The 13,938-nt window shown below is 66.6% G+C and carries 12 protein-coding genes; 7 read left to right on the top strand and 5 right to left on the bottom strand.

Translation table 11 applies throughout. The annotated features are described in order from the left end of the window. Positions 1-313: 313 nt before the first annotated feature. Positions 314-1,501 carry a mechanosensitive ion channel family protein gene (locus KXV01_RS18135; protein ID WP_258390885.1) on the top strand — a complete coding sequence of 396 codons (1,188 nt, stop codon included), beginning with the start codon at positions 314-316 and terminating at the stop codon, positions 1,499-1,501. Between the two features lie 27 nt (positions 1,502-1,528). Here the strand turns inward: KXV01_RS18135 and KXV01_RS18140 are convergent, their stop codons facing one another. From KXV01_RS18140 to typA, 3 genes are read right to left on the bottom strand one after another with little or no spacing between them, the layout of a single operon-like run. Next, positions 1,529-3,151 (bottom strand): amidase, encoded by a 1,623-nt coding sequence (locus KXV01_RS18140; protein WP_049414694.1) that lies wholly within the window; start codon positions 3,149-3,151, stop codon positions 1,529-1,531. Between the two features lie 41 nt (positions 3,152-3,192). Beyond that, complete coding sequence (locus tag KXV01_RS18145) at positions 3,193-3,660, bottom strand: DUF2127 domain-containing protein (RefSeq protein WP_049414692.1); 468 nt, start codon at positions 3,658-3,660, stop codon at positions 3,193-3,195. An 11-nt stretch (positions 3,661-3,671) separates the two neighbouring features. Continuing rightward, entirely contained in the window at positions 3,672-5,519 is a 1,848-nt protein-coding gene (gene typA, locus KXV01_RS18150) for a translational GTPase TypA (RefSeq protein WP_005415427.1), read from the bottom strand. Between the two features lie 273 nt (positions 5,520-5,792). Here typA and KXV01_RS18155 point away from each other — a divergent pair, with 273 nt between their 5' ends. The 6 genes from KXV01_RS18155 to KXV01_RS18180 all read left to right on the top strand — a co-directional run bounded on the left by KXV01_RS18155 (position 5,793) and on the right by KXV01_RS18180 (position 12,477). Next, a complete protein-coding gene (locus tag KXV01_RS18155) occupies positions 5,793-6,284 on the top strand; it encodes a peptidylprolyl isomerase (RefSeq protein WP_005408225.1) in 492 nt (163 codons plus the stop codon). A 117-nt stretch (positions 6,285-6,401) separates the two neighbouring features. After that, complete coding sequence (locus KXV01_RS18160; RefSeq protein WP_005415428.1) at positions 6,402-7,388, top strand: malate dehydrogenase; 987 nt, start codon at positions 6,402-6,404, stop codon at positions 7,386-7,388. Between the two features lie 160 nt (positions 7,389-7,548). After that, entirely contained in the window at positions 7,549-8,163 is a 615-nt protein-coding gene (locus KXV01_RS18165; RefSeq protein ID WP_263467998.1) for an RluA family pseudouridine synthase, read from the top strand. A gap of 611 nt (positions 8,164-8,774) precedes the next feature. Beyond that, entirely contained in the window at positions 8,775-10,655 is a 1,881-nt protein-coding gene (gene prpE, locus KXV01_RS18170; RefSeq protein WP_049416143.1) for a propionate--CoA ligase, read from the top strand. Between the two features lie 216 nt (positions 10,656-10,871). Continuing rightward, entirely contained in the window at positions 10,872-11,375 is a 504-nt protein-coding gene (locus tag KXV01_RS18175) for a hypothetical protein (RefSeq protein ID WP_049438383.1), read from the top strand. Positions 11,376-11,421: 46 nt separating this feature from the next. Beyond that, positions 11,422-12,477: a suppressor of fused domain protein gene (locus tag KXV01_RS18180; RefSeq protein WP_134709910.1), complete on the top strand. Its 1,056-nt coding sequence runs from the start codon at positions 11,422-11,424 to the stop codon at positions 12,475-12,477. Between the two features lie 123 nt (positions 12,478-12,600). On the opposite strand, the gene KXV01_RS18185 is transcribed toward KXV01_RS18180, so the two are convergent. Both KXV01_RS18185 and KXV01_RS18190 read right to left on the bottom strand, forming a co-directional pair. After that, positions 12,601-13,212 (bottom strand): glutathione S-transferase N-terminal domain-containing protein, encoded by a 612-nt coding sequence (locus KXV01_RS18185; RefSeq protein ID WP_049416149.1) that lies wholly within the window; start codon positions 13,210-13,212, stop codon positions 12,601-12,603. Positions 13,213-13,296: 84 nt separating this feature from the next. Next, on the bottom strand, positions 13,297-13,755 hold the full coding sequence (locus tag KXV01_RS18190) for a cell wall hydrolase (RefSeq protein WP_004154513.1): 459 nt from the start codon (positions 13,753-13,755) through the stop codon (positions 13,297-13,299). Positions 13,756-13,938 lie beyond the last annotated feature (183 nt).

Genomic DNA, 13,938 nt, shown 5'->3' on the forward strand with positions numbered 1-13,938 from the left:
AATATTCGATTCCGATGGAGATTCATCCACGCATGGCGTGGATCTACTGCAGATCGCGGGAATCTGTCGAAGGCGGAGTGGGTCCGGTTGCGGGAGTGTCCGCGGCATGGATGCCGCGGCCAAGCCCCCATGGATGGGTTTACGGCGTCTCCCGCAACCGGACCCGCCCCGCCATCCCACAGGAAACCCGCTTCTGCTTCGGCTGTTGCTGTTGAGGTTGCCGGCCAGCGGCCGGCACTACCGCAGGTGCAGGGCTGCAAGCCCTGCCGACCAACACCCTGCTTACGAACGGCTGACGTGACGCTCATGCGCCATGCGCGAGGCTGTCCACCTGGCGGTTCGACTGGAGGTGACAACGGTGCACTGGCAGAGCGCACAGGCCTACGCATGGCCGTTGGGATTGGCCGTGGTGGTGGGCGGCATCGGCGCGTGGCTGATCCTGTGGATCTACCACCGGCTGAAAGGGCGTGATCGGCGGCGCGCGCGCATCGGCCGTGTGCTCGGGCTGCCAATGGCCACCGCATGGCCGCTGCTGCTGTTGATCCCTGCGTTGCAGGCCACGCCGCTGCAGGATCCCCTTCTGGGCAACCTGCAACGGGTGCTGCATATCGCACTGACCGCCTGCTTCATCTGGTTGCTGGTACGCGCAGTGGCAGCGGGTGAGCGGGCCATCCTGCGCAGCCATCCCATCGACGTCTCCGACAATCTGGAAGCGCGCCGCATCCAGACCCAGACGCGGGTGCTCAGCCGCGTGCTGATGGGCGGCATCATCGTGCTGGGCGCTTCGCTGGTGCTGCTGACCTTCCCCATGGTGCAGAAGATCGGCACCGCGCTGCTGGCCTCGGCGGGCCTGATCGGCCTGGTGGCCGGTATCGCCGCAAAGCCGGTGTTCGGCAACCTGATCGCTGGCCTGCAGATCGCAGTGACCCAGCCGATCCGGCTGGACGATGTGGTGATCGTCGAAGGCGAGTGGGGACGCATCGAGGAGATCGGCAGCAGCTACGTGGTGGTACGCATCTGGGACGAGCGGAGGATGGTGGTGCCGCTGACCTGGTTCATCGAGAACCCCTTCCAGAACTGGACCCGGCGCAGCGCCGATCTGCTCGGCACGGCGTTTCTGTGGCTGGACTATCGTGCCCCGATCGCGGCGATCCGCGCCGAGCTGGAGCGCATCTGCCGGGGCGAGGCATTGTGGGATGGCCGGGTCTGCGTGACCCAGGTGACAGAAACCAGCGAGCGTGCGATCCAGGTGCGGCTGCTGGTCAGTGCGCGCAGCTCGGGTGATGCCTTCGATCTGCGCTGCCTGGTGCGCGAACGCATGCTTGATTTCCTGGCACGTGAGCATCCGCAGTCGCTGCCGCAGCTGCGTGCGCGGCTGCAGCATGCTGACGAGCTGGACATGCCGCGTGGTCCACGTGCACGTACTGCAGATGTGCGTTCACCGGGGGCTGAAGACGGTGAGGCGGCAATCGTGCCGATGGAGCCGGAACCCGAACGGTAGCGCCGGCCGCTGGCCGGCGATCCCGGATCAAGGCTCGCCGGCGTCGATCAGCGTGTCGGTGCCGAAGTGCGGTGGCCGCCGCGCGCGGGTGCGCTGTTCGTAGGCGTACGCCATTTCGATCAGCTTCGGTTCGCTCCAGGCGGTGCCCATGAACAGCAGGCCGACCGGCAGGCCATCGATCTGGCCCATCGGCACGCTGAGGCTGGGATAGCCGGCGACGGCGGCGGCACTGTAGCTCTCGCCGGGGAAGTCGTCGCCTTCGCTGCGGATCGGCCACGCTGTGCCGGTGGTCGGCGCGACCAGGGCGTCGAGCTGGTGGGCGGCGAGGGCGGCATCGATGCCTTCCGGGCCCGCCAACCGGCGCGCATCGCTGCGCGCGCGGATGTAGGCGGGATCGGCGAGGCCGGCGGTGGCATCGGCCTCCACCAGCAGTTCCTGGCCGAACAGGCCCAGTTCCTGCTTGCTGTGCGCCTGGTTGAAGGCGATCAATTCGGCCAGGCTGTGCAGGGGAGCGCGGTGGGCGCTGAAGTAACGCTCCAGCCCGGCCTTGAACTCGTACAGCAGTACCTTGCGTTCGGCGTCGGCCCAGGCGCCCTGGTTGGGCAGCTCCACCGGCACCACGACGGCACCGGCCCGGCGCAGCTCGGTGGCGGCGTGTTCGATCAGTGGCGGCATGCCGCGGTATTTCAGCAGCGGCGTCTGCAGCAGGCCGATGCGCTTGCCACGCAGTCCCTGCGGATCCAGCCGCGCGGTGTAGTCGTACACCGCACGGCCGGGCATGGTGGCGGTGGCCGGGTCGGCATCATCGCGGCCGGCAATTGCGGTCAGTACGGCTGCAGCGTCGGCGACGCTGCGTGTCATCGGCCCCGCAGTGTCCTGACTGAAGGAAATCGGGATGATGCCGTCGCGGCTGACCAGGCCGACGGTCGGCTTGAGGCCGACGATGCCATTGATCGCCGCCGGGCAGACGATGCTGCCGTCGGTTTCGGTACCGATTGCTACGCTGGCGAGGTTGGCGGCCACGGCTACCGCGCTGCCGCTGCTGGAGCCGCAAGGCGAGTGGCTGAGCCGATAGGGATTGCGGGTCTGGCCGCCGCGCGCGCTCCAGCCGGAGACCGAATCATTGCCGCGGAAATTGGCCCATTCGCTGAGGTTGGTCTTGCCCAGCACGACGGCGCCGGCGTCGCGCAGCCGGCGTACCAGATAGGCGTCGTCCGGTCGGAAGCCCTGCAGGGCCAGAGAGCCGGCACTGGTGGCCATCGGCGCAGCGTTGATGTTGTCCTTCAACAGCAGCGGGATGCCGTGCAGCGGGCCGCGCAGGTGGCCGCTACGGCGCTCGCGGTCGCGCGCGGCGGCTTCCTTCAGGGCATCGGGGTTGAGCTCGATCACCGCGCGCAGGCGGGGCCCGGCACGGTCCAGGGCGGCGATGCGCTGCAGGTAGGCCTGGGTCAGGGTGGTGCTGTCCAGTTCACCGGCGGTCATCCGCGCCTGCAGGTCGGTAACATCGGTTTCGGCGTACGGGAACGGCACGTTGCGGCTCGCGGGTTCGGCCGCATGCGCGCTGGGCGTGGCCGGGCTGCAGCCAGCCGAAAGCAGCGCAGGCAGCGCGGCAAGCAGGCAGGTCAGCAGAGGCGGCAAGGACGGGCGCATGGGGCGGCTTGGTCGGCTCCAATCCCCAGTGTAGCCGGTGCTCAGCGGTGGCGCTTGCGCAGATCGCGGGCGAGGACGTAGACCACGATCAGGTTGATCGCCAGGATCGTCCACGACGGCCAGCCGGGGTGGCGGATGATCGCGAAGATGTCGAAGGGCAGGTACAGCGAGGCCGTCAGGCAGCCCAGCCAGGAAGCCCAGGCCTTGGCCCGCCACAGGCCCCAGGCTTCGACCAGGTGCAGCAGGCCGTAGCCGATCATCCCCGCTGCGGCCAGGTGGACCGCGTCGGGGCTGATCATATGCAGCAGCGAGGGCAGGGTGCCATGGTCCGGATCCAGGCTGAAACGCCGGATCAGGACCATGATGCCGTGCCGAAGCGGCTGCGGTCCGAGCACTTCCAGCCCGGTGGCGGCCAACAGCGCCAGCAACGCCTTGCTCGCTTCGAGCAGGGCGATGACGTGCAGGCCCGGATGCCGGTGTGGATCCGGGTTGTAGCCGCTCTGGTTCACGGGGTGCAGGCTCAGCCGCCGCGCGAAGCCTTCTTGCGGTCGCTCTCGGTCAGGAACTTCTTGCGCAGGCGGATCTCCTTCGGGGTGATCTCGACCAGCTCGTCGTCTTCGATGAAGTCCAGGGCCTGTTCCAGCGAGTACTTGATCGCCGGGGTCAGCTGGATCGCATCGTCCTTGCCCGAAGCGCGCATGTTGGTCAGCGGCTTGGTCTTGATCGCGTTGACGGTCAGGTCGTTGTCCTTGGAGTGGATGCCGACCAGCTGACCTTCATACACGTTGTCGCCTTCGGCAGCGAAGAGCTTGCCGCGTTCCTGCAGCGGGCCCAGCGAGTAGGCCGGGGTGACGCCCGGCGCATTGGCGATCATCACGCCGTTGATGCGCTTTGCGATGGCGCCCTGTTCCTTCGGGCCGTAGTGGTCGAACACATGGAACAGCAGGCCCGAACCCTGGGTCAGGGTCTTGAACTCGTTCTGGAAGCCGATCAGGCCACGGGCCGGGATCTGGTACTCCAGGCGCACGCGCCCCTTGCCGTCCGATTCCATGTTCTTCAACTGGCCCTTGCGGGTGCCCAGCTTTTCCATCACGCCGCCCTGGTGGATTTCTTCGATGTCCACCACCAGCTGCTCGATCGGCTCCATCAGCTGGCCGTCGATTTCCTTGATGATCACTTCCGGGCGCGACACGGCCAGCTCATAGCCTTCGCGGCGCATGTTCTCGATCAGCACCGACAGGTGCAGTTCGCCACGGCCGGAGACCAGGAACTTGTCGGCGTCTTCCAGCTGCTCGACCTTCAGGGCCACGTTGTGGACCTTTTCACGGTCCAGGCGGTCCTTGATCTGGCGGCTGGTCAGGAACTTGCCACCAGACAGGTCCTTGTTGCCGGCGAACGGCGAATTGTTCACCTGGAAGGTCATCGAGATGGTCGGCTCGTCGACGGTCAGCGCAGGCAGGGCTTCCGGGAAGTCCGGTGCGCAGATGGTGTCGGAGATGGTCAGCTCCTGGATGCCGGAGATGGCCACGATGTCGCCGGCCTCGGCCGAATCCTGCTCGATGCGCTCCAGGCCCATGAAGCCCAGCACCTGCAGCACCTTGCCGTTGCGCTTCTTGCCTTCACGGTCGATGACCGCGACCTGCATGTTCTTCTTCAGGGTGCCGCGCTGGATGCGGCCGATGCCGATCACGCCCACGAAGTTGTTGTAGTCCAGCTGGCTGATGCGCATCTGGAACGGGCCTTCCGGGTCCACTTCCGGCTTCGGCGCGTGCTGCATGATCGCTTCGTACAGCGGGGTCATGTCGCCGTCGCGCACGGTGTCTTCCAGGCCCGCGTAGCCATTCAGGCCCGAGGCGTAGACGATCGGGAAGTCCAGCTGCTCGTTGGTGGCACCGAGCTTGTCGAACAGGTCGAAGACCTGGTCGATCACCCACTCCGGACGGGCGCCCGGACGGTCGACCTTGTTGACCACGACGATCGGCTTGAAGCCCATCGCGAAGGCCTTCTGGGTCACGAAGCGGGTCTGCGGCATCGGGCCGTCCATCGCATCGACCAGGATCAGCACGGTGTCGACCATCGACAGCACGCGCTCGACCTCACCGCCGAAGTCGGCGTGGCCGGGGGTGTCGACGATGTTGATCCGGTTCTTGATGCCGGTCTTCTTGTCTTCCCAAGTGATGGCGGTGTTCTTGGCCAGGATGGTGATGCCGCGTTCCTTTTCCTGGTCGTTGCTGTCCATCACGCGCTCAGCGAGGACGGTGCGCTCGGACAGGGTGCCGGACTGCTTCAGCAGCTGGTCGACCAGGGTGGTCTTGCCATGGTCGACGTGGGCGACGATGGCGATGTTGCGAAGATTTTCGATGGACATACGAAAGGGGGCCAGTCGGCGCCGGATTTGGAAAAAGAAGTCCAACATTATACGTCGAACTTGACGATTCGCGAAAAGGTGGATTTCACGCCGGCGAAGCGGCCCATTCAGCTGGCTGTCCGCCGCTGCGGCCGAGGTCGCCAGGACCGGGCCCCTCGGCTCACCTTGCCCTGGCTGAAGGCGGGGGCTCCACCGATGGTCGAAGGCACCGCCGCCACGAGGCAGGTGTAAACTAGGTGGCTAGACGCATTCCCCTTTGCACCAAGGATCTTCATGTCCCTCATCGCCACTTTCGACACCACCCAGGGCCCGATCAAGGTCGAGCTGTTCGCCGACAAGGCGCCGCTGACCGTGGCCAACTTCGTGAACCTGGTCAAGCACGGCTTCTATGACGGGCTGATCTTCCATCGCGTGATCGCCGACTTCATGATCCAGGGCGGCTGCCCGCAGGGTCGTGGCACCGGCGGCCCGGGCTACAAGTTCGAAGACGAGAAGAATGGCGTGAAGCACGAGGTCGGCTCGCTGTCGATGGCCAACGCCGGCCCGAACACCAACGGCAGCCAGTTCTTCATCACCCACATCAAGACCGATTGGCTGGACGGCCGCCACACCGTCTTCGGCAAGGTCCTGGAAGGCCAGGCCATCGTCGATTCGGTCAAGCAGGGCGACGTGATCCATTCGATCACCCTGGAAGGCGACGTCGACGCCGTGCTGGCCGCCCAGGCCGACCGCGTCGCGGAGTGGAACAAGCACCTCGCCGCCTGACCCCCTTCGAAACGGCCACCCACGGGTGGCCGTTTCCCTGTTCCCCGCCGCCCGCCCGGCCTGCGTGGCCATGTCCGCGGCGTCCCATCAAACGCTTGCAAGCAAGAGGAAACCCCCATGAAAGCACCCGTTCGTGTTGCCGTGACCGGCGCCGCCGGCCAGATCGGTTATGCCCTGCTGTTCCGCATCGCCTCCGGCGAAATGCTGGGCAAGGACCAGCCGGTCATCCTGCAGTTGCTGGAACTGCCGGTCGACAAGGCCCAGGCCGCCCTGAAGGGCGTGATGATGGAGCTGGAAGACTGCGCGTTCCCGCTGCTGGCCGGCATGGTCGGCACCGATGACGCCGAAGTCGCGTTCAAGGACGCCGACATTGCCCTGCTGGTCGGCGCACGTCCGCGTGGCCCGGGCATGGAGCGCAAGGACCTGCTGCTGGAGAACGCCAAGATCTTCACCGCCCAGGGCGCCGCGCTGAACAAGGTCGCCAGCCGTGACGTGAAGGTGCTGGTGGTCGGCAACCCGGCCAACACCAATGCCTACATCGCGATGAAGTCGGCCCCGGACCTGAAGCCGGAGAACTTCACCGCCATGCTGCGCCTGGACCACAACCGCGCGCTGAGCCAGCTGTCAGCCAAGCTTGGCAAGCCGGTCGGTGGCATGGAGAAGCTGGTGGTGTGGGGCAACCACAGCCCGACCATGTACCCGGACTACCGTTTCGCCACCGCCGACGGTGCGTCGATCGCCGATGCGATCAACGACCAGGAGTGGAACGCCAACACCTTCATCCCGACCGTCGGCAAGCGCGGCGCGGCGATCATCGAAGCCCGCGGCTCGTCCTCGGCAGCTTCGGCCGCCAATGCCGCCATCGACCACGTGCGTGACTGGGTGCTGGGCAGCAACGGCAAGTGGGTCACGATGGGCGTGCCGTCCGACGGTTCCTACGGCATTCCGGAAGGCGTGATCTTCGGTTTCGCGGTGACCACCGAGAACGGAAAGTACACCCTGGTCAAGGATCTGCCGATCGACGACTTCAGCCAGAAGTACATCGACAAGACCCTGGCCGAGCTGGAAGAAGAGCGCGCCGGCGTCGCCCACCTGCTGGGCTGATGCAGGCGGTACCGGCTCCGGACGGTACGTCTTGCATCAAGGCAGGTACCGACCGTGGGCCGGTACTTTCCCATCGAGGTAGGTACCGACCGCTGGTCGGTACGCAGAAAACGGGGAAGCTCCGGCTTCCCCGTTTTTGTTTGGACGGATACAGAGCCGGATGATCCATCTGCACTACATCGACGACGCGCTGCTGGTGGCTGAAAAGCCCGCCGGCCTGCTGTCCGTGCCCGGCCGCAGCGCCGAGAACCAGGACTGCGTCGTCGCGCGCCTGCAGGCGCTGTACCCGGATGCGTTGACCGTGCACCGCCTGGACCAGGTGACTTCCGGGCTGCTGCTGCATGCGCGTGGCAAGGACATGCAGGCGGTGTTGTCGATGCAGTTCGAGCAGCGCCAGGTTGGCAAGCGGTATGAAGCCGTCGTGCAGGGTGTGATCGAAAGCGATGCCGGCGAAGTGGACCTGCCGTTGATCGTTGACTGGCCGAACCGGCCGAAGCAGATGGTCGACCATGAGCGCGGCAAGCCGGCGCTGACGCGTTGGCGCGTGCTGGTGCGCGATGTTGAAGCGCGGCGCACGCGCGTGGCGTTGGAGCCGATCACCGGCCGCAGCCATCAGCTGCGGTTGCACATGGCCAGTATTGGCCATCCGATTGTTGGCGACGTGCTGTATGACGCGGCACCGGCGCAGCGCGTGCATCTGCATGCACGCAGCCTGCGGTTCACGCATCCGCTGACGGGCGAGGCGCTCGCGTTCGAGTCTGCGGCTCCGTTCTAGGGGTTCGGCAGGGCTTGCAGCCCTGCACCTGCTACGAACCGGAGCAACGTCAAAGGCCAAGGCGGCTCTGGTCTTCTGCTTGCTGGGCGGGGCGGTGTGGGTTGGCAGGACACGTCGTAAACCCATCCATGGGGGCTCGATGGCGCCATCCATGGCGCCAACGGTCCTGCCAACCCACACCGCCCCACCCCCGACAGATTCCTGCGGCGGTTGGTAACGGCTGTCGCTGTTGGTGTTGGTAGGTGTCGACCTTGGTCGACACGATTTTTCTGTCAGATATCGAATTGAATACTGAATCTGGGATCCGACCCCGTGTTCCGACAGATCGCGGAATCTGTCGAAGGCGGAGTGGGTCCGGTGGCGGGAGTGTCCGCGGCATGGATGCCGCGGCCAAGCCCCCACGGACGGGTTTACGGCGTCTCCCGCCACCGGACCCACCCCGCCATCCCCAAGTAAGCCAGCTTCTGCTGTTGCTTCGGCTTCGGCTTCGGCCTCTGCAGGTGCAGGGCGCAGCCCTGCATGAAAAACCCACCCCCTACCAAGGTAGGGCGGCCCGCGCGCCAGCGCCGGACTATCCTCGAACCCATGACTTTGTCTGGGAGGGCTGCGTCATGAACTACGAGGAAACCTACCGTCGCTCGATCGACGAGCCGGAGGCCTTCTGGGGCGAGGAAGCCAAGCGCATCCATTGGCACAAACCGCCGCAGCAGGTGCTCGACTACAGCAACCCGCCGTTCCGGCGCTGGTTCGTTGGCGGCGAAACCAATCTCTGCTACAACGCCGTCGACCGCCACCTGGCCGAGCGCGCCGACCAGCTCGCGCTGGTCGCCATTTCCACCGAAACCCACAGCACCCGCGAGATCACCTATCGCCAGCTGTATCGCGAAGTGAACGACTTCGCCGCCGTGCTCAAGCACCTCGGCGTCGGCCACGGTGACCGTGTGGTGATCTACATGCCGAACATGGCCGAAGCCGTGTTCGCGATGCTGGCCTGCGCGCGCATCGGCGCGGTGCATTCGGTGGTGTTCGGTGGCTTCGCCGCGCACAACCTGGCACTGCGCATCGACGACGCCAAACCCAGGCTGCTGATCGCCGCCGATGCCGGCATGCGCGGTGGCAAGCTGATTCCGTACAAGCCGATGGTCGACGCCGCCTGCGCCGAAGCGGCGTCGCCTCCGCCACACGTGCTGATCGTCTCGCGTGGGCTGGATGCCGCCGAACCGCGCGTGCCGGGTCGCGACGTGGAGTACGCCGCGCTGCGCGCACAGGTTGGTGAAGTCGATGTGCCGGTGCAGTGGCTGGAAGCGAGCGAGCCGAGCTATCTGCTGTATACCTCCGGCACCACCGGCAAGCCGAAGGGCGTGCAGCGCGACGTGGGTGGCTACGCGGTGGCGATGGCGCAGTCGATGGAGACCGTGTTCGACTGCAAGCCGGGGCAGGTGATGTTCTCCACCTCCGATGTCGGCTGGGCGGTAGGCCATTCCTACAATGTGTACGGGCCCTTGATCGGCGGCTGCACGTCGCTGCTGTACGAAGGGTTGCCGACGAATCCGGACCCGGGCATCTGGTGGGCGCTGTGCGAGCAGTACAACGTGCGCACCATGTTCTCCTCACCCACCGCCATCCGCGTGCTGAAGAAGCACGACGCGGACTTCATCCATCGCCACGACCTGCGCGCCCTGAAGTACCTGTTCCTGGCCGGCGAGCCGCTGGACGAACCCACCGCGCACTGGATCAGCGAAGCGCTGGGCAAGCCGATCATCGACAACTACTGGCAGACCGAAACCGGCTGGCCGGCACTGACCCTGCTGCCGGGCCTGGAGATGAAGCCGGTGCGCTTCGGTTCACCGGGCTTCCCCAATCTCGGCTATCGGATGAAGGTGATCGACGAGAACACCGGAGAGGAGGTGGCACCGGGGCAGAAGGGCGTGCTGGTGGTGTCGCCGCCCTTGCCGCCGGGTTGCATGAGCACGGTGTGGAACGACGACAGCCGTTTCCTGCAGAGCTACTTCAGCCACTTCAAGGAACTGCTGTACAGCTCGCTGGACTGGGCGATCCGCGATGACGATGGCTATACCTTCATCCTCGGCCGTACCGACGATGTGATCAACGTGGCCGGGCACCGCCTGGGCACGCGCGAGATCGAGGAGGCCATCTCCAGCCATCCGCGCGTGGCCGAGGCTGCCGTGATCGGGGTCAAGGACGAGCTGAAGGGGCAGGTGCCGCTGGTGTTCGTCACCCTCAAGCAGGGGCTTGAGGGCGAGGATCCGGCGCCGGTGGTGGCCGAGATGATGGCGACGGTGACCACCTCGCTCGGTGCGGTGGCGCGCCCGGCGCACGTGCACGTGGTCAACGCGCTGCCCAAGACCCGTTCGGGCAAGCTGCTGCGGCGCTCGTTGCAGGCGTTGGCCGAGCAGCGCGACCCGGGCGACCTGTCGACGCTGGACGACCCTGGCGCGCTGGAGGAGATCCGCCGGGCGCTGGGCCGCTGACCGGGTAGTGCCGGCCGCTGGCCGGCATTGCCATCAATCCCGAGATCGCCGGCCAGCGGCCGGCACTGCCCGCGGCACTTGCGCTAAGCTCGGCCTGTCATCGACCTGCAACACGCGGTGCGCGCCGGGGAATGCGCGCGCCGCCCGGGGATGGCAATCAGGGGGGCGTGCCCGCACACGGCACGCTGGCATGGTGCATCAAGGGAGGGGGAGGCAATGGCATTGCTGCACGCCAAGACGGCTGCTGGCCGTCAGGAAATCGAAGACCGTGGCCGGCGCCTGCCGGCGGCACTGCGTTCAATCCTGCTGATGGTCGATGGCCATCGCGATGACACCGAACTGCGCGGCCTGTTCGATGGCCTGCGCGCACCTCCGGATGCACTGGAGCAGCTGGCCGCACAGGGACTGATCGAGGTGATTGGCGGGAGCGTGGAGGCCGCTCCGGCGCGTGGCATCAGCACCGGCCGCGAACAGGACCCGGCCCTGTACCAGCAGTTGTACGACGCGATGAGCGAGGCGGTGCGGCGCCACCTGGGGCTGAAGGGCTACTTCATGCAGTTGAAGATCGAACGCTGCACCGATGCGCTGGCGCTGGAACGCCTGTGCCCGGAACTGCTGGCGGCGGTGGGCAAGGCGCGCAGCCCGGCGCTGGCCCAGCGCTGGTGGCAGGAAACCCAGGCCGCCGTGGTGAACGCTGGCAAAGAGGTCGTGCAGGCCTGAGCCACCGCGTAAAGTGATCGGTTCATTTCCCCACAAGGAGTCCCGCGTGCAGGACGACCACGATGACACCGACACCCCCGGCTGGGACGCGATCAATGCGGCGCTGGCGCCGCTGTATGCCGGGCAGGAGCCGCGACACTACGGCACCGCGCTTCCCTACACGCTCGGCGGCCAGGACCCGCTGGATGGCATCAGCGTGTACTGGGCGGATGCGCCGGTTCCGCATTGGCACTACATCACCTACGGTTTCTCCGAGCTGTATGCCAAGGAGAGCAGTGATGCCGCCGCCAGCGGCTATGGTTTCGAGCTGACGTTCCGTCTCGCCGCTGAAGCCGCTGAGAACGCCGACAGCACGCCGCCGGTGTGGCCGATGAACCTGTTGCAGAACCTGGCGCGCTATGTGTTCGGCAGTGGGAATGCATTCGAGGATGGCCACCACCTCAATGCCAACGGCCCGATCGCACTGGAGACCGACACGCGGTTGTGCCACCTGGCCTTCATTGCCGACCCGCAGTTGCCGGCACGCGACACCGCCAATGGCCACCTGCAGTTCCTGCAGCTGGTCGGGCTGACCGATGAGGAGATGGAGGCGGTCAAGCGCTGGTCGACGCGTGGCGTGCTGCAGGCACTGCAGCCAGCGATGCCGCTGTGGATCAGCGACCTGCATCGCCGCAACCTGCTGGAAGATCCGGCATTGGCCGCACGGGTGAGGGCCGGCAGCGAGCGCGAGGGCTCCAGCACCGGCATGCTGTTCATCGAGACGTTGGACTGGCGGCAGGAGGCCGGCGTCACTACGCTGGTGCTCGGCGCGGGCCAGGTCGCCAGCGTGTGCGAACTGCTGCCGCTGCGCCTGTGCCACGGAAAGTCGCTGGAACTGGTCAGTCGCGAGCGGCAATGGGCGTTCATTCCAGCCGGGCATGGCGACGTGGGCGAACTGTCGGCGGACAGCGCGCGCTGGGCGCTGGACGAGGCGGGGCTGCGGGCCCTGGCCGGCGTGCGTGCCGAACGTGGCATCTACCCGTTGACGGAGGCGCTGCGCATCGACGTGGTGCCGACCTGTCTGCGCGATGCCAAGGGCGAAGTGATCCGCCAGATCGGCTGAGTGTGAGAATGCAACGGATGGGGTCAGAGCCGCCTGCGGTACAGGCGGATCCGACCCCGCGTCCGGAAGGCAGTGGGGTCAGATCCGTTCGCCACGCGAACGGCTCTGACCCCGGGGTCATCCTCAGGCCAGGCCTTCGGCCTTCAGCGCGGCCTGCACGCCGGCATCGGCGTCCATGCGTGCCTTGTAGGCGGCCAGGTTGTCCAGGCCGGACAGATCAACCTTGGCACCGGCGGCCCAGCGCAGGGTGATGTAGAAGTACGGATCGGCGAAGCTGCGGAAGCCGGCCAGCCATGGCTTGTCGGCCAGCTGCCTGTCGGCGGTCTCGAACAGGCCACGCAGGCGCTTGTGCGCGGCAGCGCGGATCGCGTCGTACTGGCTCTCGTCGGCGATGAACTTGCCCGGCGCGAACAGCGGCGAGAAGGCCGGGTGCACGTCGGAATTGACGAAGGCCAGCCAGCGGGTGGCTTCGGCGCGCTGGCGCGGACTGCCATCACCGCCGAGGCCGGCCTGCGGGAAGCTGTCGGCGATGTAGCCCATGATCGCGGCGTTCTGCAGCAGCACGAAGTCGCCGTCGACCAGCGCGGGAACGGCACCGGCCGGATTGATCTTGAGGAATTCCGGCCCCTTCAGGGTGTCCTTGTTCAGCAGTTCAACCTCGAACGGCTGGCCGGTCCACTGCAGGGCGATGTGGTCGGCGGTGGAACAGGCACCGGGCTTGCTGTACAGCTTCATGGGAACTCCAGGTGATGCGGGCGGGAAACGCCCACTATCCCAGAGCCCGGCGGCGGCCGGCAACGCTGCCGCCAGCACGGATCGTTACGACTGCCGCGGCTTGAGGTTCTGCACCTTGTAGAAGGTGTGATCGCCGATGGTCGCCACCTGGTAGGCGTTGCGCCAGTTCGGGCTGGCGATGGACAGCGCGGCGAAGTGGCTGGCACCGGGCACGATCTCGCGGCGTTCGCCGGCCGGCAGCGCCCAGTTGCGCTCGGCGTCGAAGGCCACGTTCATCGCTTCGCTCCACGCCGCGTCATTGCCCAGCTGGGTGCCGGGGGAGACGATGGTCGGTGCGAACTGCTTGCGCGCGGTGACCACCTGGCACATCGAGTCGCCCCACAGGCCACTGTCGAGACGGCGCAGGGCGACCTCGGCAACAGCCTGCTGGCCGCGCAGGGTCTGGTCGCGGGCTTCCAGGTAGACGGTGGTGCTCAGACACAGTGAATCAGCGGCCGGCTGAGGCAACAACTGCGACAACCAGAGAATCCAGGCCAGTTTCATATAACTCCTTGCTCCGTATGGGCCGCACCCTCCGGTTCCGGCCGCGGGGCGACAGGAGGCGGGTACGACTTGGCGTCATGGGGAGGCGGCCATCGGGGCCGCCCCGTGGGCAGCCCCAAAAGAAACGATCAGTACCGATCGTGGGGACTGCGCCGGCTCACCGGAAACTGGCTGGTGAGCGGA

Source organism: Stenotrophomonas sp. Ps181 (assembly GCF_025697425.1).
GTDB classification, from domain to species: Bacteria; Pseudomonadota; Gammaproteobacteria; order Xanthomonadales; family Xanthomonadaceae; genus Stenotrophomonas; species Stenotrophomonas sepilia.

Coding starts and splice junctions, on each gene's coding strand:
- KXV01_RS18190 (WP_004154513.1), bottom strand. CDS start 13,755: ATGAAACTGGCCTGGATTCTCTGGTTGTCGCAGTTGTTGCCTCAGCCG.
- KXV01_RS18135 (WP_258390885.1), top strand. CDS start 314: ATGCGCGAGGCTGTCCACCTGGCGGTTCGACTGGAGGTGACAACGGTG.
- KXV01_RS18165 (WP_263467998.1), top strand. CDS start 7,549: ATGATCCATCTGCACTACATCGACGACGCGCTGCTGGTGGCTGAAAAG.
- KXV01_RS18155 (WP_005408225.1), top strand. CDS start 5,793: ATGTCCCTCATCGCCACTTTCGACACCACCCAGGGCCCGATCAAGGTC.
- prpE (WP_049416143.1), top strand. CDS start 8,775: ATGAACTACGAGGAAACCTACCGTCGCTCGATCGACGAGCCGGAGGCC.
- KXV01_RS18175 (WP_049438383.1), top strand. CDS start 10,872: ATGGCATTGCTGCACGCCAAGACGGCTGCTGGCCGTCAGGAAATCGAA.
- KXV01_RS18160 (WP_005415428.1), top strand. CDS start 6,402: ATGAAAGCACCCGTTCGTGTTGCCGTGACCGGCGCCGCCGGCCAGATC.
- KXV01_RS18140 (WP_049414694.1), bottom strand. CDS start 3,151: ATGCGCCCGTCCTTGCCGCCTCTGCTGACCTGCCTGCTTGCCGCGCTG.
- KXV01_RS18185 (WP_049416149.1), bottom strand. CDS start 13,212: ATGAAGCTGTACAGCAAGCCCGGTGCCTGTTCCACCGCCGACCACATC.
- typA (WP_005415427.1), bottom strand. CDS start 5,519: ATGTCCATCGAAAATCTTCGCAACATCGCCATCGTCGCCCACGTCGAC.